The 19889-nt window shown below is 44.1% G+C and carries 19 protein-coding genes, 1 pseudogene, 1 riboswitch and 1 other annotated feature; of the genes and pseudogenes, 12 read left to right on the top strand and 8 right to left on the bottom strand.

Going from position 1 to position 19889, the window contains the following annotated elements:
* The first annotated feature begins 259 nt into the window (after positions 1-259).
* A riboswitch (Lysine riboswitch) is annotated at positions 260-442 on the top strand.
* 109 nt (positions 443-551) lie between these two features.
* The gene (gene tet(35), locus EX191_RS17175; protein ID WP_005390865.1) at positions 552-2153 is read left to right on the top strand and encodes a tetracycline efflux Na+/H+ antiporter family transporter Tet(35); all 1602 of its coding nucleotides are present in this window, start codon (positions 552-554) and stop codon (positions 2151-2153) included.
* Between the two features lie 326 nt (positions 2154-2479).
* Here tet(35) and EX191_RS17170 read toward each other — a convergent pair whose 3' ends face one another.
* Positions 2480-3433, bottom strand: coding sequence for a sigma-54 interaction domain-containing protein (locus EX191_RS17170; protein WP_005390867.1), 954 nt, complete (start codon positions 3431-3433; stop codon positions 2480-2482).
* A 365-nt stretch (positions 3434-3798) separates the two neighbouring features.
* Positions 3799-3936: a sequence feature (His leader region), on the top strand.
* 53 nt (positions 3937-3989) lie between these two features.
* Between EX191_RS17170 and hisG the strand changes: the two genes are divergently transcribed.
* From hisG to hisIE, 8 genes are all read left to right on the top strand, one after another.
* A complete protein-coding gene (gene hisG / locus EX191_RS17165) occupies positions 3990-4886 on the top strand; it encodes an ATP phosphoribosyltransferase (protein WP_005390869.1) in 897 nt (298 codons plus the stop codon).
* A 5-nt stretch (positions 4887-4891) separates the two neighbouring features.
* Positions 4892-6184 carry a histidinol dehydrogenase gene (gene hisD, locus EX191_RS17160; RefSeq protein WP_193448133.1) on the top strand — a complete coding sequence of 431 codons (1293 nt, stop codon included), beginning with the start codon at positions 4892-4894 and terminating at the stop codon, positions 6182-6184.
* Between the two features lie 18 nt (positions 6185-6202).
* A complete protein-coding gene (gene hisC / locus EX191_RS17155) occupies positions 6203-7243 on the top strand; it encodes a histidinol-phosphate transaminase (RefSeq protein WP_114322490.1) in 1041 nt (346 codons plus the stop codon).
* 65 nt (positions 7244-7308) lie between these two features.
* Positions 7309-8382, top strand: coding sequence for a bifunctional histidinol-phosphatase/imidazoleglycerol-phosphate dehydratase HisB (hisB, locus tag EX191_RS17150; RefSeq protein ID WP_193448132.1), 1074 nt, complete (start codon positions 7309-7311; stop codon positions 8380-8382).
* Between the two features lie 26 nt (positions 8383-8408).
* On the top strand, positions 8409-9023 hold the full coding sequence (hisH, locus tag EX191_RS17145; RefSeq protein WP_047008596.1) for an imidazole glycerol phosphate synthase subunit HisH: 615 nt from the start codon (positions 8409-8411) through the stop codon (positions 9021-9023).
* Between the two features lie 12 nt (positions 9024-9035).
* Positions 9036-9773 (top strand): 1-(5-phosphoribosyl)-5-[(5-phosphoribosylamino)methylideneamino]imidazole-4-carboxamide isomerase, encoded by a 738-nt coding sequence (gene hisA, locus EX191_RS17140; protein WP_005390889.1) that lies wholly within the window; start codon positions 9036-9038, stop codon positions 9771-9773.
* Positions 9755-10528 carry an imidazole glycerol phosphate synthase subunit HisF gene (gene hisF / locus EX191_RS17135; RefSeq protein ID WP_193448131.1) on the top strand — a complete coding sequence of 258 codons (774 nt, stop codon included), beginning with the start codon at positions 9755-9757 and terminating at the stop codon, positions 10526-10528. The genes hisA and hisF overlap by 19 nt, the downstream gene beginning before the upstream one ends.
* Positions 10525-11160 carry a bifunctional phosphoribosyl-AMP cyclohydrolase/phosphoribosyl-ATP diphosphatase HisIE gene (hisIE, locus tag EX191_RS17130; RefSeq protein ID WP_104969276.1) on the top strand — a complete coding sequence of 212 codons (636 nt, stop codon included), beginning with the start codon at positions 10525-10527 and terminating at the stop codon, positions 11158-11160. Before hisF ends, hisIE begins: the two co-directional genes overlap by 4 nt.
* Positions 11161-11443: 283 nt before the next feature.
* Here the strand turns inward: hisIE and EX191_RS17125 are convergent, their stop codons facing one another.
* The 4 genes from EX191_RS17125 to EX191_RS17110 all read right to left on the bottom strand — a co-directional run bounded on the left by EX191_RS17125 (position 11444) and on the right by EX191_RS17110 (position 14645).
* Positions 11444-11959: a YchJ family protein gene (locus EX191_RS17125; RefSeq protein ID WP_193448130.1), complete on the bottom strand. Its 516-nt coding sequence runs from the start codon at positions 11957-11959 to the stop codon at positions 11444-11446.
* Between the two features lie 80 nt (positions 11960-12039).
* Entirely contained in the window at positions 12040-13254 is a 1215-nt protein-coding gene (locus EX191_RS17120; RefSeq protein WP_193448129.1) for an EAL and HDOD domain-containing protein, read from the bottom strand.
* 98 nt (positions 13255-13352) lie between these two features.
* Positions 13353-14090: a UDP-2,3-diacylglucosamine diphosphatase gene (gene lpxH, locus EX191_RS17115; protein WP_193448128.1), complete on the bottom strand. Its 738-nt coding sequence runs from the start codon at positions 14088-14090 to the stop codon at positions 13353-13355.
* 60 nt (positions 14091-14150) lie between these two features.
* On the bottom strand, positions 14151-14645 hold the full coding sequence (locus tag EX191_RS17110) for a peptidylprolyl isomerase (protein ID WP_005390900.1): 495 nt from the start codon (positions 14643-14645) through the stop codon (positions 14151-14153).
* Positions 14646-14848: 203 nt separating this feature from the next.
* Here EX191_RS17110 and cysS point away from each other — a divergent pair, with 203 nt between their 5' ends.
* Together cysS and EX191_RS17100 are read left to right on the top strand one after the other, a co-directional pair.
* Positions 14849-16231 carry a cysteine--tRNA ligase gene (gene cysS / locus EX191_RS17105; protein ID WP_005390902.1) on the top strand — a complete coding sequence of 461 codons (1383 nt, stop codon included), beginning with the start codon at positions 14849-14851 and terminating at the stop codon, positions 16229-16231.
* 87 nt (positions 16232-16318) lie between these two features.
* The gene (locus tag EX191_RS17100) at positions 16319-16897 is read left to right on the top strand and encodes a thymidine kinase (protein WP_005378154.1); all 579 of its coding nucleotides are present in this window, start codon (positions 16319-16321) and stop codon (positions 16895-16897) included.
* Between the two features lie 61 nt (positions 16898-16958).
* On the opposite strand, the gene EX191_RS17095 is transcribed toward EX191_RS17100, so the two are convergent.
* The 3 genes and pseudogenes from EX191_RS17095 to EX191_RS17085 all read right to left on the bottom strand — a co-directional run bounded on the left by EX191_RS17095 (position 16959) and on the right by EX191_RS17085 (position 19323).
* The gene (locus EX191_RS17095) at positions 16959-17597 is read right to left on the bottom strand and encodes a YdcF family protein (RefSeq protein WP_005390904.1); all 639 of its coding nucleotides are present in this window, start codon (positions 17595-17597) and stop codon (positions 16959-16961) included.
* The gene (locus EX191_RS17090; protein WP_005390906.1) at positions 17594-18421 is read right to left on the bottom strand and encodes an NAD-dependent epimerase/dehydratase family protein; all 828 of its coding nucleotides are present in this window, start codon (positions 18419-18421) and stop codon (positions 17594-17596) included. Before EX191_RS17090 ends, EX191_RS17095 begins: the two co-directional genes overlap by 4 nt.
* Before the next feature lie 22 nt (positions 18422-18443).
* Positions 18444-19323, bottom strand: a pseudogene (locus EX191_RS17085) (LysR family transcriptional regulator).
* Positions 19324-19412: 89 nt separating this feature from the next.
* Here EX191_RS17085 and EX191_RS17080 point away from each other — a divergent pair.
* Complete coding sequence (locus EX191_RS17080) at positions 19413-19871, top strand: PACE efflux transporter (protein ID WP_005390910.1); 459 nt, start codon at positions 19413-19415, stop codon at positions 19869-19871.
* Positions 19872-19889 lie beyond the last annotated feature (18 nt).

The following is a 19889-nucleotide window of genomic DNA, read 5'->3' as shown; positions in this document are numbered from 1 at the left end:
GCACTTCGTCGGCAGCGTCAGATGTGTATAAGAGACATGTAGTAATAATGTTTCATAAATAACAAAATTGATGTGATTTCAGTTGCACAAAACTAACTTGAAGTAGACAAGGTTTATAAATTATCTCAGTCACTATTTATTTGTTTAATTTAGTTTGATGTGTTGCATTGACTCTCATCATAAGTACAATGGCTGCTACCTGATGCAATATTGCAGACAATTTGTTGTTAATTTGTACAGTTAGTGGTTAATTGTTTGTTGTTGCCGTAGAGGCGCGGTCTCGAAGAGTAGCTATTATTGGGGTGATGCCAATGAATAATAGTGGAAGGCGAAGATTGCCGAAGTAAGTAACTCATCAAAGTTACTTGCTGGGGTTGTATCTGAAAGGAACAACACTGCCATAGTATATATTCACATTAAACTATGGAGCGCTACTGTAGGGTTGGGTGGAGTGTTCGCTTCCCTGTCGCTAAGTTCAACATGAGCACGTATCGTATGCTACGTGACTTGTCTGCAGTAGATCTCTAGCCAAACTTTGGTTTTTGAAGATCATGAATTTAATAGATTTTTCTAGTTCTCCTGTTTCATTATTGCCACCTATTGTCGCTTTGACTTTGGCGATTCTGACTCGACGTGTATTAGTTTCCTTAGGTGTAGGTATCGTGCTGGGTGCGGTTCTACTTAATAGCTGGTCTATCGGTGATACCGTTAGTTACGTGAGTTCTCAAGTTTCTTCTGTCTTTATTGAAGATGGCGGAATTAACACTTGGAACATGAGCATTGTTGGTTTCCTAATCTTATTAGGTATGACAACTGCATTATTAACGCTATCTGGTGGTACTCGTGCATTTGCCGAATGGGCACAATCTCGAGTGAAGAGTAAACGCGGCTCCAAACTTCTTGCTGCCTTTTTAGGCGTATTCATTTTTGTCGACGATTACTTTAACAGCCTTGCTGTTGGTGCCATTTCTCGTCCAGTAACCGACCGTTTTTATGTGTCTCGCGCGAAGCTTGCGTACATTCTAGACTCAACTGCTGCACCAATGTGTGTGATCATGCCTGCTTCTAGCTGGGGTGCTTACATTATTACGATTATCGGCGGTATCTTAGTCTCACATGGGATCACTGAGTATTCGGCTCTTGGCGCGTACGTTCGTCTTATTCCAATGAACTTTTACGCAGTTTTTGCACTGCTTATGGTGTTTGCTGTGGCGTGGTTTGGCCTCGATATCGGTAAGATGCGTGAGCATGAAATCTCTGCATCTCAAGGCCGCGGCTTTGATAAAGACAAAGAAAACGACTCGCAAGAAGCGCATGATCTAAACGAAGAGCTAGATATCCGTGAAAGCGAAAAGGGTAAAGTGTCAGACTTGGTACTTCCTATCGTGACGCTGATTATTGCGACTATCGCTTCTATGCTTTACACGGGTGGCCAAGCATTGGCTGCTGACGGCAAAGAGTTTGCGCTTCTAGGTGCGTTTGAAAATACAGATGTAGGTACATCACTAATCTACGGTAGCTTGCTTGGCTTAGCAGTTGCACTGTTTACTGTTGTGAAGCAAGGTCTTCCAATGGGTGAAATTGCACGCACACTTTGGATTGGTGCGAAGTCTATGTTTGGCGCGATTCTAATCCTGGTATTTGCCTGGACTATCGGTTCGGTTATCGGTGACATGAAGACGGGTTCTTACCTTTCTACAATGGCGCAGGGCAATATCAATCCACATTGGCTACCGGTTATCCTATTCTTGTTGTCTGGTCTAATGGCATTTTCAACAGGTACTTCTTGGGGTACGTTCGGCATTATGCTTCCAATCGCGGGTGATATGGCTGGTGCAACCGATCTTGCGCTAATGCTCCCAATGCTAAGTGCAGTTTTAGCCGGTGCCGTTTTTGGTGACCATTGTTCACCTATCTCCGATACCACTATTCTGTCGTCGACTGGTGCACGTTGTAATCATATTGATCACGTATCGACCCAGTTGCCTTATGCATTGTCCGTGGCGCTAGTTTCCTGTGTTGGCTTCATTACTTTGGGGATGACTGCGTCAATTGCATTCTCATTCATCGCTGCATCAATCACATTTATTATTGTATGTGGAGCACTTTCTTGGTTGTCGAAGTCTAAAATGGCATCGTGCCAAAATGTCTAGTACAGCTCAGTATTTTTAATAAAGAGGAAGCTCCGCTAAATTTAGCGGAGCTTTTTTTTAACGCGATTTAGGTGAGGGGGGCAATCGCGTTTTTGGGGATAATCGTTTCGTGTTAAAAGCGAGCTATTTGTGTTCTGAGCACTCCTTTCTGTGCTGTGATAGAAAATCTATCAACCGACTTCTTCTTAGCTCTAAGCAAAGACTATGCCTGGTTTAACTTGTTGATTTTAAAGGCGGTAATATCAAGAGGTTTATGATGAGGGGCTAAGTAAATGATATATGATGAGTTGTCTGTTACACAGTGTCACGTTACACCTGTACAGCAACTAAACATTTAAGTTGTATTTCTTTATTAGACGATAAAGCGTTGTTCTTGAAATACCAAGATGACGTGCAGCCGCACTCATATTGTGCTTATTTTCTTCGATAGCTTGCAGTAGGTAGTCAAGATCAATTTGGTCCACTGAAGGGAGTAATTGCCTTTCATTATTATCAAGGCCCAAGTCAGCGACGAGAAGCGTGTGATCTTCACACATGACAATCGCTCGTTGGATTACATTTCGCAGTTCTCTTACGTTACCTGGCCAACGATGCTTGAGGAGCTTGGCTTTCACTTTATCCGACATTTTTTGTACCTGACCATGAGACAAATCTGTTAAGAAGTGTTCTGATAACATAAGGATATCTTTCCCACGCTTTCTCAGTGGGGGAATAGTTAATGGCAAGATATTAAGCCGATAGAATAAATCTTCACGGAATCCGCCTTGTACAACCTCATTTTTCAAATCCACGTGGCTCGCAGCAATGACTCTACAGTCCACGTCAATGAATTTATCAGCGCCGACTTTATGGATTTGCTTACTCTCTAAAAAGTGCAGAAGGTGGATTTGTAGATCCGGCGGCATATCACCAATCTCATCTAGGAATAGGGTACCTTTATGCGCTTTTTGAATAAAACCGATACGATCTGAAATCGCTCCTGTAAATGCTCCTTTTTCGTGACCGAAAAGTTCGGACGCAATAAGACCACTTGGAATTGCGCCGCAGTTAACTTCAACAAAAGGTGCCGAGTGTCTGTTCGACAACTGATGAATAAGACGAGCACAGAGACCTTTGCCCACCCCTGTTTCACCCTGGATGAGTACTTCAGCATCACATTGAGCGTACTTTTGGATTGCCGTGCGAAGTTCTTGGATACATGCACTATTGCCGATTAATGGGTATAGTGTTGTATCGCTGAAATCCACAGCTTGTTTGTTACTACCGTTACGCAGTTTCATGGTTAATCACTATTTTTTGCCCCACTAAAATAATAGTTTTGAATGAGTCGTCTCAAACGTGAGTGGATGTCTCTTTATTGAGAATGATGTCAATTACTAAGGGCGGTGAGATCTAAATAGTTGTTTTGATGAAAATTCATACTATTCTTCTTTTTCTTTAAGAATAGGGTTGAATAGAAACCTAATTTCTACCCTGATACTCAACTGAAATTAAATTTAAATCCTTTAAAATCAAATAATTATAAAAAATAGTTAGAAAATGCTAAATTCAGTATTGAAAAATATAGAATCCTTGGTTAGTGTGGTTACTAACGAAGCAACTCAATAGAGCCTTAAATAAGTATGCGTAATTTTGTAATGAACATTCATCACCATCATCACCCAATCTAGTCTTTCGGGCGATGTACGCATACCCGGGAGGCAGGAAACTCCCGGAGGTGAAATCAAAGTAAAAGCAGATTTTAAACCCTCGGGAGACTCCAATCTCTCGAGGGTTTTTTAGTTTTATTAATTCAAAAATTACTTAGATATCAAAATCTTGCACAGGGAAAAAGCAATGCAAACACAACGCTTAAGAATCGCAATTCAGAAAAAAGGTCGCCTTAGCAAAGAGAGCCAAGCTCTGCTAAAACAGTGCGGCGTAAAATTTAATGTAATGGGTGAGCGTTTAGTGGTTCACTCGGAGAACATGCCAATTGATTTGCTTTTGGTTCGTGACGATGACATCCCGGGCTTGATCATGGATGGCGTGGTTGACCTTGGTTTCATCGGAGAAAACGAACTAGAAGAAGTTCGTCTTGATCGCAAAGCTTTGGGTGAGCCATGTGAGTTTGTTCAACTTCGTCGACTGGATTTTGGCGGTTGTCGCTTGTCTATCGCTATCGACAAGGATGAAGAGTACAACGGTCCACAAGACTTAGCTGGTAAGCGTATTGCCACAACTTACCCTCAACTCCTAAAAGCTTACATGGATGAAGCAGGCGTTCCATTCTCCACATGTATGCTAACTGGCTCTGTAGAAGTTGCACCTCGCGCAGGTCTAGCTGACGCTATTGCTGATTTGGTATCGACTGGCGCAACGTTAGAAGCGAATGGCTTAAAAGAAGCGGAAGTGATCTTTAAATCTAAAGCGACGCTGATTCAACGTATCGGTGAGTTTGATGCGGACAAAACAGCACTGATTGAAAAACTACTGACTCGCATGCAAGGCGTACAACAAGCGAAAGAGTCTAAGTACATCATGCTTCACGCGCCAGCTGAAAAGCTCGATCAAATCAAAGCACTACTTCCTGGTGCTGAGGATCCTACGGTTCTTCCTCTTTCTGCAGATAAGCAGAAAATGGCTGTTCACTTAGTGAGTTCTGAAAACCTGTTCTGGGAAACCATGGAACAGCTAAAAGAGTTAGGTGCTAGCTCAATCCTAGTGCTACCAATTGAAAAAATGATGGAGTAAACATCATGAGAACAGTTGTTTGGCAATCTTTAAGTGAAGAGCAGCAAGATTCGATCTTAGAACGTCCTGCTATTGCAGAAGGTGAAAATATCACTGCAGCAGTGTCTGAGGTTATCGCTAAAGTTAGAAATGAAGGCGACTCTGCTCTCAACGAGCTGACAGAAAAGTTTGATCGCGTTAAACCTGAGTCCATTCGTGTTTCCTCTCAGGAAATTAAAGCCGCTTCAGAGCGCTTGTCTGAATCAATGAAAAACGCATTAGAGCAAGCTTATGCCAATATTTCTAAATTCCACAAAGCGCAAAAGCCACAGCCAATTAAAGTTGAAACTCAACCGGGTGTGCTTTGTGAACAGGTAACACGTCCAATTCAAAAAGTGGGTTTGTACATTCCTGGTGGTAGCGCGCCATTGCCATCGACGGTTTTGATGCTGGGCGTGCCTGCGAAAATTGCTGGCTGTCGTAAAGTTGTGCTTTGCTCTCCGCCTCCAATCGCTGACGAGATCCTTTACGTAGCAAAATTGTGTGGCATTGATGAAGTGTACAACGTCGGTGGTGGTCAAGCTGTTGCTGCAATGGCATATGGTACAGAGACCGTATCAAAAGTTGATAAGATTTTTGGCCCGGGTAACGCTTACGTGACGGAAGCAAAGCGTCAGGTGAGCAATGATTTCCGTGGCGCAGCGATTGATATGCCAGCGGGTCCTTCGGAAGTTCTTGTGATTGCGGATGAAACAGCGGACCCAGATTTTATTGCGGCGGACCTTCTAAGTCAGGCAGAGCATGGACCTGACTCTCAAGTTGTACTTGTGACGCCATCAGCCATTATTGCAGATCAGGTGACAGATGCCGTTCGTCGTCAATTGAAAGAGTTGTCTCGTTCAGAGATTGCAGAAAAAGCGCTCGCATCGAGTTTAATCATTATTGCTGAATCGATCACCCAAGCAATCTCTATTTCTAATTATTATGGTCCTGAGCACTTAATTGTTCAGACTAAGAACCCTCGCGAGCTTCTTCCTCTATTAGATAACGCAGGTTCGATCTTCCTTGGTGATTGGTCGCCTGAATCTGCAGGTGATTACGCATCGGGCACTAACCACGTTCTTCCTACTTACGGTTATACACGGACATATTCAAGCTTAGGTTTGGCTGATTTTTCTAAACGAATGACGGTTCAAGAGCTTTCAGCTGACGGTCTTAAAAATCTTGCGCCAACGGTTGTCACCATGGCTGAAGCAGAAGGTCTGGACGCCCACAAACGTGCTGTTACTATCCGTGTAGAAAAATTAGCAAGTAAGTAAGAATAAGAGAGTAAAGAGATGGAAAAGCTAGCGCGTAAACAAGTCCAACAACTAACACCTTATCTTTCGGCTCGCCGAATTGGTGGTACAGGTGACGTATGGCTGAACGCCAACGAATCGCCATTCAACAATGAATACAAAACAGACTTTGCTCGTCTTAATCGTTACAGCGAATGCCAGCCGAAAGAACTGATTTCTGCTTACGCCGCATATGCTGGAGTGAAGCCAGAACAAACGCTGACTTCTCGCGGTGCAGATGAAGGTATTGAGTTATTGATTCGTGCTTTCTGTGAACCGGGTGAAGACGCGATTTTATACTGCCCACCGACTTACGGTATGTACGCCATCAGTGCAGAAACCATCGGTGTAGAGCGCAAAACGGTGCCGCTAATGTCAGATTGGCAACTAGACCTCGCAGGTATCGAAGCGAGTCTGGATAACGTAAAACTGGTTTTCGTATGCTCGCCAAACAACCCAACGGGTAACTTAGTTAAGCGTGACGATATTGTCTCTCTGCTTGAGATGACAAAAGACCGCGCAATCGTGGTCATGGACGAAGCGTACATCGATTTTTGTCCAGAAGCGTCAACAGTAGATTTACTGGCAGAATATCCAAATCTAGCGATTCTGCGTACTCTGTCGAAAGCTTTCGCGCTTGCTGGTCTTCGTTGCGGATTTACGCTAGCAAACGAAGAACTGATTAATGTCCTTCTTAAAGTGATCGCGCCATATCCAGTACCGGTGCCAGTTGCTGAAATTGCTACTCAAGCGCTCTCTGAAGCAGGTTTAGCGCGAGCGAAGTTCCAAGTTCTCGATTTGAACGCGAACCGAGCTTACTTACAAGTTGGTTTGTCGATGATTCCGGGTCTGGAGGTTTTTGAAGGGTGGGGTAACTACTTATTGGTGAAATTCCCAGATGGCGATGCTCTTTTCAAAGCTGCTTGGGATACTGGCATTATCCTGCGTAACTCGCCAATTGAGAACTGCGTGCGTATCAGTGTTGGTAACCGCGACGAGTGTGAAAAGACACTGGGTTTCATTAGAAACTACTATTCATAAATAGAATTCTCAACGTTCTCGGTTTATGCCGAGAACGAAACAAGATTAGTAATAAGGAAGTTCGAGTGAGCAAGCAACAAAAAATCCTATTTATCGACCGAGATGGCACCTTAATTGTTGAGCCGCCGATTGATTTTCAAGTAGACCGTTTAGATAAGCTAAAACTAGAGCCATTTGTTATCCCAAGCCTGTTGTCGTTGCAGGATGCAGGATACCGTCTAGTGATGGTCACTAACCAAGATGGTTTGGGTACTGACAGCTACCCACAAGCTGATTTTGATGCACCGCACAACATGATGATGGAGATCTTCGAGTCTCAAGGTGTGAAGTTCGATGACGTGTTGATTTGTCCTCACTTTGAAGAAGATAACTGCTCTTGCCGTAAGCCTAAGCTAGGCATGGTGAAAGAGTACCTTCAAGGTGGCAAAGTTGATTTTAAAAACTCTGTTGTGATTGGCGATCGTCAAACCGATCTTCAACTTGCAGAAAACATGGCGATTCGCGGTATTCAATACAACCCAGAAACCATGGGTTGGAAACAGATCCTGAAAGATCTGACGGTGAAAGCTCGTATTGCTGAAGTGATTCGTACTACTAAAGAAACCGATATCAAAGTTGCGGTTAATCTGGATGAGCAAGGTGGCAATGATATCTCAACAGGTCTTGGTTTCTTTGACCACATGCTGGATCAAATTGCCACTCACGGTGGATTCCAAATGGTGTGCAAAGTAGAAGGTGATCTACACATTGATGATCACCACACGGTCGAAGATACCGCTCTTGCTTTGGGTCAAGCATTGAAAGAAGCACTGGGTGACAAACGTGGTATTGGTCGCTTTGGTTTTAGCCTGCCTATGGATGAGTGCTTGGCACAATGTGCACTAGATCTATCTGGTCGTCCTTACCTTAAGTTCGACGCGCAGTTTAGTCGCGAGCAAGTGGGGGACCTTTCAACAGAGATGGTGGTTCACTTCTTCCGTTCTTTAACTGACACACTAGCGTGTACACTGCACCTGTCTTCTGCGGGCAACAATGATCACCACATCATTGAGAGCCTATTTAAAGCGTTTGGTCGTACTCTGTGCCAAGCAATCAAAGTAGAAGGCACTGAGCTACCGAGTAGTAAAGGCGTACTTTAAGGCTAACCTTAGCAAGGAGAAAAACAGTGACAGAACAGAAAGTTGTCATTATCGATACTGGCTGTGCCAACGTCTCTTCGGTGAAGTTTGCTATTGAACGCCTAGGTTATGACGTAACGATTTCAAAAGATCCACAAGTTGTATTGGCGGCTGACAAGCTATTTCTACCGGGCGTGGGAACCGCCAGTGAAGCGATGAAGAACCTAGAAGAGCGTGACCTTATCAGCTTGGTAAAACAGGTAGAAAAGCCACTGCTAGGTATCTGTTTAGGCATGCAATTGCTGGGCAAAGTGTCTCAAGAAAAAGGCCAGAAAGCAGACGAGTTAGTTGAGTGTCTTGGACTTTGTGATGGCGAAGTGAAGCTGCTTCAAACCGGCGATTTGCCACTGCCGCACATGGGGTGGAATACCGTTTCTGCAAAAGCAGGCAATCCGTTATTCAAAGGTATTGAAGAGGGTGAGTACTTCTATTTTGTGCACAGCTTTGCGATGCCAGTTGGAGACTACACCATTGCCGAATGTGATTACGGAAATCCATTCACTGCTGCGGTTCAAAGCGGTAACTATTATGGTGTGCAATTCCACCCAGAGCGTTCTTCAAAAGCGGGCGCGAAGCTTATTCAAAACTTCTTAGAATTATAAAAGGGATTTAGTGTGATTATTCCAGCTCTTGATTTAATTGAAGGACAGGTGGTTCGCCTTTATCAAGGTGATTACGGCCAAGTAACCGAGTACAAAGTCGACCCAGCAGAGCAGTTCAATTTGTACCACCAAGCGGGTGCTAACTGGCTGCACTTGGTGGATTTAACTGGCGCGAAAGACACGACAGCACGCCAGCTAGATTTGATTGCAAAGCTACTAGCAAGCACACCAGCGAACATCCAAATCGGTGGTGGTGTGCGTACAGAGCAAGACGTGATTGATCTGTTAGAAGCCGGTGCGCAGCGTGTTGTAGTCGGTTCTACAGCAGTAAAACAGCCAGAGCTTGTGAAAGGTTGGATGGAAAAATACGGCGCAGAGAAAATCGTTCTCGCTCTAGATATCAATATCGACCAAGACGGCACGCGTAAAGTGGCAATATCTGGTTGGCAAGAAGACTCAGGTGTGACTATCGAAGCTCTGATCAACGATTACTTAACGGTAGGTCTACAGCACGTCCTTTGTACGGACATTTCTCGTGACGGTACGCTAGAAGGCTCAAACGTTGAGCTTTACGTCGACTTATGTAAACAGTACCCACAAGTGCAGTTCCAATCTTCAGGCGGCATTGGCTCATTAGCGGATATCGAAGCACTAAAAGGCAGCGGTGTTGCTGGTGTGATTGTTGGTCGCGCATTGTTAGATGGTAAGTTCACAGCAGAGGAGGCGTTTGCATGCTGGCAAAGCGAATAATTCCATGTCTTGATGTTCGTGATGGACAAGTGGTGAAGGGCGTCCAGTTCCGCAACCACGAAATCATTGGTGACATCGTTCCTCTGGCGCAGCGTTATGCTGAAGAAGGCGCTGACGAGCTTGTGTTCTACGATATTACCGCTTCAAGTGATGGGCGTGTCGTTGATAAAAGTTGGGTCGCTCGCGTTGCTGAAGTGATTGATATTCCGTTCTGTGTGGCTGGTGGCATTAAATCAGCAGAGGACGCGGCGCGCATTCTTGAGTTTGGTGCAGATAAGGTATCTATTAACTCTCCTGCCTTGGCGAATCCTCATTTGATTACTGACCTTGCTGATAAGTTTGGTGTGCAATGTATCGTCGTTGGTATCGATTCATACTATGACAAAGAGACGGGCAAGTATCAGGTTTACCAGTTTACTGGTGATGAAGAACGCACCAAAGCGACCCAATGGGAAACGCGTGATTGGGTGCAAGAAGTACAAAAACGCGGCGCTGGTGAAATCGTACTGAACATGATGAACCAAGACGGCGTGCGTAACGGCTACGATATTGAACAACTTAATATGGTGCGTGAAGTGTGTAACGTGCCATTGATTGCATCGGGTGGTGCAGGTGCCATGGAGCACTTCGCAGAAGCCTACCAAAAAGCAAATGTGGATGGCGCGCTTGCCGCGTCGGTATTCCACAAGCAAGTCATCAATATTGGTGAACTAAAGCAGTATTTGAAACAACAAGGCATTGAGGTACGATTATGAGTGTGAAAGCCGCCGAAGTAAGTTCGCTAGCTGAGCGAATCAACTGGGAAAAGGTGGATGGTCTGGTACCTGCCATCGTACAAGATTTTCAATCAAGCCAAGTGCTGATGATGGGTTACATGAACCAAGATGCGTTGGCAAAAACGGGCGAAACGGGTCAAGTGACGTTTTTCTCTCGTACCAAAGAGCGTCTTTGGACCAAAGGGGAAACCTCAGGCAATGTATTACAATTGGTGAACATGCAGCTCGATTGCGACAATGACACACTGCTAGTTAAAGTGAATCCTATTGGTCCGACTTGCCATACTGGAACAACAACTTGTTGGGATGGAGATCCGCAAGAGGAGTCACAAATGGTGTGGCTTCATCAACTTGAGCAGCTATTGGCTGCCCGCAAGAGTGCCGACCCAGATTCCTCTTATACTGCCAGTCTTTATGCCCGTGGCACCAAGCGTATTTCGCAAAAAGTGGGCGAAGAAGGCGTTGAAGTCGCGCTTGCGGCGACGTCGGGCGATAAGGCGGAGTTAGTGTGTGAATCAGCAGACTTGATTTACCACTTAATGGTATTGCTTCAAGACCAAGGCTTATCGATGAATGACGTAGTGAACAAGTTAAAAGAACGTCATAAGTAAACTTGCTTATAGATAAGTGAAAGCCCCTATGCTCTCGAGTCTAGGGGCTTTTTTTAATTTAGTGTTCTTGATTCGGGGGTAAAAACCGGCAACAGTGCAGGTGGCGATTAGATTCTGAATCACGCTCGTCCCTCGCTGTTCAGAATGACGGTATATTTTCTAATGGTATTTGAAGTCGCGTTATCTATTTCAAACGAAAGTACATATTCACGTTATTCCGACGAGCTTAGGTGAGATCAGGAATCTCATTAAAGCGAGCTCAATAAGCTAAGCGTGGATGCCTTTACCCACAACACTTCTTAAACTTCTTACCGCTTCCGCAGATACACGGATCGTTACGACCTAGCTTTAGGCTACTCACTGGCTGGCTCAATCGTGGATCCTGTTCTGGTTCTTCTTCTGGCTCTTCTTCAGGAAATGTGCCGTCAATGTAGTACCAAAGCCCATTTTCTTTTACGAAGCGAGAACGTTCTGTCATACAGTAGCGTTTGCCGTCTTCATCAAAATAAGCGCTAAACTCGACAAAGCCTTCATTGTCATTACTGCCAGCTTCTGTTTTTAATACTTCAAGTTTGCACCAATCGCTGTCGATAGATTGGGCAATGCCTTCTCGTTGTTCTTCTGCATTACAGCTTGGGTGGTACGTGTTCACCACGTAATCTACTAGACCTAACACATGCGCACTGTAACGAGAGCGCATTAACTGCTCCGGAGTGGTAACGTCAGCATGGTTATTGTGGGCAATTTCACAACACTGTTGGTAGGTGCGGTTAGAGCCGCAAGGACAAGAAGAAGCCATAAAATGAAATCTCGATTAATTAAGCGGTAAAAACAAACAACCTCACAATTGCGAGGCTGGAGGTGAGGTATTATAGCGGTTTAGGGCGTTTGAGACAGCAGTTCTTGAGCCCACTCGGTAGATTGATTAAAAGCGTCTGCTAATTGAGGCTCGGTTAATTTAAGAACGGTGCAATACCGCTCAGCTAATTCCCAGTCTGCTTGTTCGTAGGCGATCGTCATTGAAAGTAAGTGGCCAAGTACGCCTTTTCGACTGGTTAATGCGAGTTTTATATCTTCGTCAACGGGGATATCTTCAATGACATCTGAGAGCGGTTGATCGAGCAAAGATCCGAGTAGAGAAAACATTCCTGTCAAAAAAGCCTGCCCAGGGTCATACCTAGTGTTCATTTGACTAAGTAACAGTTCACACATTCTTGCACGCTGAATCGCTAAAGAGTAAAGAGAGTCAGGTTTATCCTCTTGAACGGATGCAATTGCAACTAAGGAAATAAAGCGTCGTAGTCGCTCTTCACCCAGATAAATAAGTGCCTGTCTGAACGATTTGATCTTAGTCGTTAATGTATATCCTGAATTTACGTAAGTAAGCAACTTGTATGACAGCGTCACATCAATCGAAAACAGACGTTCAACCTCATTGAAGTCGATGGGCTTATCTGCAATCTCTTTACACAGCTGTATGACGGTAAGAAACGCGGGGTTCAACCGTTTTTTCTGGATCATCTCAGGCTTGCTGAAAAAATATCCCTGAAAGTAGTTAAAACCTGCTTCTAAAGCTTGCTCAAATTCTTCATAGGTCTCAACTTTTTCAGCAAGAAAGTCGATTTTAAATGGGCTTAATGCCTGAATAAAAATAGCGGCTTTCTTGATCGGTACGAGTCGAATGTCAAACTTGATCATGGAAACATATGGAAGAAAACGTTTCCAAGCCTTCGTCGGCACAAAATCATCTAAAGCAATTTTGTATCCGCACTCATTCAGGTGCTTGATGGCTTCTAGCAGCTCCTCTGTCGGTTCACAATCTTCAAGGACTTCAATGACGAGAGACTCTTTGGGAAACAGAGTTGGGACCAGATTCACCAAGCTTTGATGCGGAAAGTTAACAAAGCCAAGTTTGTTCCCTAATGTGTTGTAATGCGTCGACAAAAAATGATCGGATAGCAGTCGACTAGTAGCCAGCTCTGGTTCTACTTCAGGGAAGGTATTTTTAGGACCGTCTCGAAAGAGAAGTTCGTAACCTATGGTTCGTTTTTCTCTATCCAGAATCGGTTGGCGAGCTACGTAAGAATACTTCAATTAGGTACTTCGTTCTGTTTAACTTAGTATTATGATAATAGCGATTTTTTACAAAATATCTACGACTTGAGCGTGAATCTTCTACACGCTCTACATGCTTAACGCAAATTCTGTATGAATGGTCTCGTTTGTAGGTCAAAGCCATCAGAATTTACTTGTAAAACTGAGCCTTGCGTATACCAATCCCCTAAAACTATCCGGGTCTTTTTAACGCCATCGACGTCAAAAAAATGTGTATTCGGGCGATGAGTGTGACCATGAATCATTAAGTTGACGCAATTCTGAGACATCACTTTCTCGACTTCATTTTGATTGACGTCCATGATGTCTAAAGGCTTGCTCATTTTATCATCACGAATATCGGATTGAACTTTTGAGACAATTTTCTTCTTAATAAACCAAGGAATGTGATTAAACAGCCATTGCAACCAAGGTTGATGAACAGTCTTACGGAATTTTTGATAATCAATGTCGTCAGTACACAGGGTGTCACCGTGGAGAATAACCGCTTTAGTACCATAAAGGTCTATGAGGCCAACTTCATCCAGTAACGTAATGCCTGTCTCTTTACAGAAGCGTTTTCCCAATAGGAAGTCGCGATTGCCCTGAATGAAATAAACAGGAACGCCAGTCTTTGTTAGTTTCTGGAACTCTGTACGGATTTGATTGGCAAAAGGAGTTTTGTCATCGTCTCCAACCCAAAACTCGAACAGATCGCCTAATACATAAAGTGCATCGGCTTTCGTTGCTTCTGTTCGCATGAACGTCACAAAACATTCCGTAATATCCGGACGCGATGGGGTGAGGTGAAGATCGGAAATAAATAATGTTGTCATAGAAATAAGGGGAAGCGATGCCTCCCCATTAACTTATCTCTTAGAAATAATTCTTACGAATTATTCTTCAATTGTTGTACCAGTGATTACTACGTCCTCTAGAGGTACGTCTTGGTGCATGCCGTAAGAACCAGTGCTAACGCCTTTGATCTTATTTACGATGTCCATGCCTTCTACAACTTCACCGAATACACAGTAACCCCAACCATCTAGGCTTTCGCTACGGAAATCTAGGAATGTGTTGTTGTTTACGTTGATAAAGAACTGAGAGCTTGCTGAATGCGGCTCCATAGTACGCGCCATAGCAAGTGTACCCACTTTGTTGCTTAGGCCGTTGTTTGCTTCGTTCTTGATAGGTGCACGTGATGCTTTTTCACGTAGACCAGGTTCCATGCCACCACCTTGGATCATGAAACCGTCAATAACACGGTGGAAAAGAGTGTTGTCGTAAAAGCCATCGCGGCAGTACTGAAGGAAGTTTGCGCTAGTCTCTGGCGCTTTCTCTTCGTTTAGTTGAATCTTGATGTCACCAAAATTAGTGTGAAGGGTGATCATGCTACTTTCCTTTACTGTGTTGTGTTGAGCCCGAGATTCTAGCCTAAGTTCTAGTGCTTTAAAAACTCAGGAAGAGGAAATTCTTCGTTTTGTGCTTGAAGTTTAGCCGATTATCGTTTTATCGGTTAATTGCTATTACCTAACCAGGTCGGAGTTGATATACTCGACCTTCTTTTATTCATTCACAATCATAGATAGAGATCATGTTAAAGATATATAACACACTCACAAGACAGAAAGAGGAATTCAAACCAATTACAGCTGGCAAAGTCGGCATGTATGTCTGTGGAGTTACCATCTACGATCTCTGTCACATCGGTCACGGTCGCACTTTTGTCTCCTTTGATGTGGTATCACGTTACCTTCGTTACCTAGGTTACGATCTAACGTTTGTACGCAACATCACAGACATCGATGATAAGATCATTAAACGTGCGGCTGAAAATGGCGAGTCTTGTGACTCATTGACCGAGCGCTTGATCGGTGAAATGCACGCAGACTTCGACGCATTAAACATGAAGCGCCCAGATATTGAGCCTCGTGCAACCCAGTTTATTCCAGAAATCATCGAACTTGTTCAAAAACTGATTGAACGTGGTTTTGCTTACGTTGCGGATAATGGCGATGTAATGTTTGAGGTTCGCAAGTTTGACGAATACGGCAAACTGTCTAAACAAGATTTGGATCAGCTGCAAGCGGGCGCGCGCGTTGATGTCGAAACAGCCAAACGCAGCCCACTAGACTTCGTTCTTTGGAAGATGTCTAAACCAGGTGAACCTACGTGGGAATCACCATGGGGCCCTGGTCGTCCAGGCTGGCACATTGAATGTTCTGCTATGAACTCTTCAATCCTAGGCGATCACTTTGATATTCACGGTGGCGGCTCTGATCTTCAGTTCCCACACCACGAAAACGAAATCGCGCAATCATGCTGTGCACACGACACTAAGTACGTAAATACTTGGATGCACAGTGGCATGGTGATGGTAGATCGCGAGAAGATGTCTAAGTCTCTAGGCAACTTCTTTACTATCCGTGACGTACTTGGTCACTACGATGCAGAAACGGTTCGTTACTTCCTTATGTCTGGTCACTACCGTAGCCAGTTAAACTACAGCGAAGAGAACCTAAACCAAGCACGCGCTTCGCTTGAGCGTCTATACACTTCTCTACGTGGTTTGGATCTAAATGCTGCTCCTGCTGGTGGTGAAGAGTATGTATCTCGCTTTACAGCAGCGATGAACGATGACTTCAATACGCCAGAAGCGTACTCAGTTCTGTTCGACATGGCGCGCGAAGTTAACCGTCTGAAAACAGAAAACCTAGAGAAAGCGAGCGAGCTAGGTGCGCTAATGCGTGAACTAGCAGATGTGATCGGTATTCTTCACCAAGATCCAGAAGCCTTCCTAAAAGGTGATGCAGGTAACGATGATGAAGTGGCTGAAATCGAAGCTCTTATCAAGCTGCGTAACGACTCTCGCGCTGCGAAAGATTGGGCGAATGCAGATATGGCTCGTGACAAGCTAACCGAAATGGGCATTGTTCTGGAAGATGGTCCAGAAGGCACAACGTGGCGTCGTAAGTAATTGAATTTTCAATTTTAAAGGGCTGATAATTCAGCCCTTTTATTTTCCATTTCCATAAATTAAAACTTTAACTTTAGGTAATGCTCTGTGGCTCAGATGTATTTCTATTACTCAGCAATGAATGCGGGTAAATCAACAACGCTTCTTCAATCCTCTTTCAACTATCAAGAACGCGGCATGACGCCAGTTATTTTTACGGCTGCACTAGATGATCGCTTTGGTGTCGGTAAAGTGAGCTCTCGTATTGGTCTTCAATCTGACGCACATTTGTTTCGTCAGGATACCAATTTATATCAAGAGATCGCAGCTCTGAATGAGGTTGAGAAACGTCACTGTATTCTTGTTGATGAGTGTCAGTTCTTGTCGAAAGAGCAGGTTTACCAACTTACTGAAGTTGTTGATAAACTGCATATTCCAGTATTGTGTTACGGCCTTCGCACCGATTTTCTAGGCGAACTTTTTGAAGGCAGTAAGTACCTGTTATCTTGGGCAGACAAGTTGGTTGAGCTCAAAACGATCTGCCATTGCGGTCGCAAAGCGAATATGGTTATTCGTACCGATGAACATGGCGTGGCGATTAAAGAGGGCGATCAAGTTGCGATCGGCGGTAACGACAAATATGTCTCCGTGTGCCGTCAGCATTACAAAGAAGCACTCGGTAAATAATCCGTATTAATACAGAAAAGCCACCGTAATCGGTGGCTTTTTGTTGTCTGCTAGAAAGGGCTTAGACTAAGTCAAAACCAAATCTCTCTAGCAAAACCTGGTAAGACGATTCGACTTGCTGAGGGATGTTCTGCTCGGTTTGAAATCCTTTCTCTGGATAGCTTTTTACACGAGAGAAATCTTCCATTAGTGCTTCTAGCACCATCATTAATGGCATGTCTTCATTAATATACTCAAAAAACGGATGAGCCGTAGAGCTTACTTGGAGCTGGGAGTAGGGTGACTGCCACTGTTTTTCAAATGTCGCTATAGCTCTGCGTTCCATAAATGGTTTTTGCACCAGAATAAACGATGAGCAATTTTTTCCTTCCTCTTTCAATCGTTGCTCAGTAAAGCGAACGTTTTCTCCACTGTTGGTGGATTCAGTTTCGAGCAAAATTGCTTCACTGGGCACGCCTGACATCTTGGCAATTTCGGCAAAAGTTTCCGCTTCGCTTTTTTCAAACAGTCCATCGGTAAAACGACCTTCTCCCCCTGAAAATACAATCAAAGGCGCTAACTTTTGGTGGTACAGATTTGCTGCATGCTCTGCTACACGCACATCGTTACTGCACATCACAAACAAACAGTCTGCGGGTTTCAGCTCATGTTTGAGTTGCATGTAATCCCAAAGTGTTTCTATGTGTCGATAGAGTTTCATAGCGCGTCCAAAGTTGAGTTGAAATGAAATTGATAGCCAAGTGAGAGTAGTTTGTCTGCGAGAATGCGCTTATCTGTTTGTTCTGTGACTGGGGGAAGAGGTATCTCACTTTCGCTCTTATTTATAGCGGCTTGGTAGAACTCCGCCTTGCTGACGGTATGCGGTGTGGTCACGTTAATGACTTGGTTACTTAAATTATCTAAAGCAAATTTGACCGCCGATACCGCATCATCTTGATGAAGCATATTAGCAGGCGCTTTACGACTGACTTGTTTTAGTCTCATTGCAAAGCGAGAAGGGTGCCTATCTGGCCCAATTAGCCCGCTACAACGCATAATGACGAAGCTAATATTAGAATCGATAACATGCTGCTCGGCTTGCAGCATAATACGTGCATTGTCAGAGAAATAAGGGCTGTCGGCTGCTAAAGAGAGTGACGCATCTGCTTCTTCCATATCAGAAGCTAGGTTGGGATACACCGTTGTAGAGCTAATCATAACGAGCTTTTCAACGTTGTTTTGCTTTGCTGCGTTTGCGAGCATTTGCCATTGTTGAGCGTATTCTTGTCCGCGTCCTTTACGAAAACCAGGGGGAAAAGCACCGACAACGTGAGTAATTTTATGTTGCTTAAGCAACTCATCTAGCCGTTTCGCCGCGTTAAGTTGATTAAAATCGAATAATGCGGAGTGAGTTAATGAAGCGGGTAACTCGTTTAACCGAGCTTGGTTACGACGAGTAACGACAACGTGGTGTCCGTCTTTCATCAAAGTTTCTGCTAGCGGAGTTCCGAGCCAGCCTGCACCTACGATCAATGTATTTGCCATTTGGGTCTTCCTACTTACTTATTTATGTCTGCTCGAATAGATTGAGCAGCTCTGCTTTGGCTTGTTGATGGAGGGGATCTGAATGCCATTTCTGATGTTGAATAAGGTCAACATTGACTTGCCAAGCCAGCTTTGTGAAATCATCCCCAACTCTTTTCAGTGTGTTCGGTGAATACGCGACTAAATGCTCTGGAAGAAAGCACCAACCAAACCCTTTATTCGCTAATTCCAACAAAATATAGTAGTTATCAGCGTACCAGATATCCGGGCTGAATGCTTGATTGAGACCACATGGCTCTGCGTTTTTGGAGCGTATGACCAGTTGACGATGTTGTTTGAGTTGATCAATGTGAGTGACGCGTTGTTGTGCCAGAGCGTGTGTTGAAGAGACATAGACATCGAACGCAATGTTACCAAGATTAGTGAAATCGATATGTCTTGGCATTTGTAAGTCACTCAAAATAATCCCAGTAGTGGCGCGCTCCGATTTGACTAATTCAATGATATCCGGACTTGAAGCTGTTAAGCATTCAACTTGCAAATGTGGAAAGCATTGCTCTAAATTTTTTAGCACGTCGGGCAAGCGAGTCAGAGGAATCCCTTCATCAATGGCTAAAACCAATTTATTAGTTGGTGTTGAAAAAAAGCTGTGATGCTCTGTTGTTCAATCGGTCTAGTTGGCTGATTGCCGCTTGTGCATAAGGTATGAGCGCGAGGCCACTCTCGGTTAATTTCGGATATCGACCAGAGCGATCAAATAGATCAACACCACAGTCGACCTCCATATTTATGATGTGTTGGCTGACTACGGATTGAGCTCGCCCCAGTTTTCTTGCCGCGCCTGAAAATGATCCGGTTTCTGATGTAGCAATGAAAGCTTGCAGTTGTTCGATGGTAAACATATCGCTTTTGCCGATGGTATCTAACTTTTTGTTATCTGAATAATAGATAAAATTCTAAGCATTGAGTAGAACTATTTGGACAGAGAAATATGACTCGTAACGAACGAATTTTTCATGCAGTACTTTTTGAGTTAATCGCACTCGCGATCATTGTGCCAGCGGCTTCATTGATCACCGGAAAGGGATCGAGTGATCTCGCGTTAGTTGGGATTGGGTTGAGCATGTATACCGTCGTGTGGAATTACATCTACAACTTGTACTTTGATAAGTGGTTTGGCAGCAATCGAACTGAGCGAAGTTTAGCGATGCGTTTTGGGCATACAATTGGATTCGAGGGAGGGTTGATCTTTATCTCTATACCCGTCATTGCTTGGTTCTTAGAAATTACGCTTCTCCAAGCTCTGGTGTTGGAAGCTGGCTTCCTAGTGTTCTTCCTATTTTATGCCACAGGCTTTAATTGGTTGTATGACAAGGTTCAGCCATTTAGCAAAATGAAAAAACGATTAGCACCGCAGGTTTCGGCAGGAACAAAATGCAGGGACCAATAAAAAACGCCACCGAACTCG

Origin of the sequence: Vibrio chemaguriensis (assembly GCF_012275705.1) — a bacterium.
In the GTDB taxonomy this organism is placed as follows: domain Bacteria; phylum Pseudomonadota; class Gammaproteobacteria; order Enterobacterales; family Vibrionaceae; genus Vibrio; species Vibrio diabolicus.
This window is presented reverse-complemented; position numbering and strand designations above follow the sequence as displayed.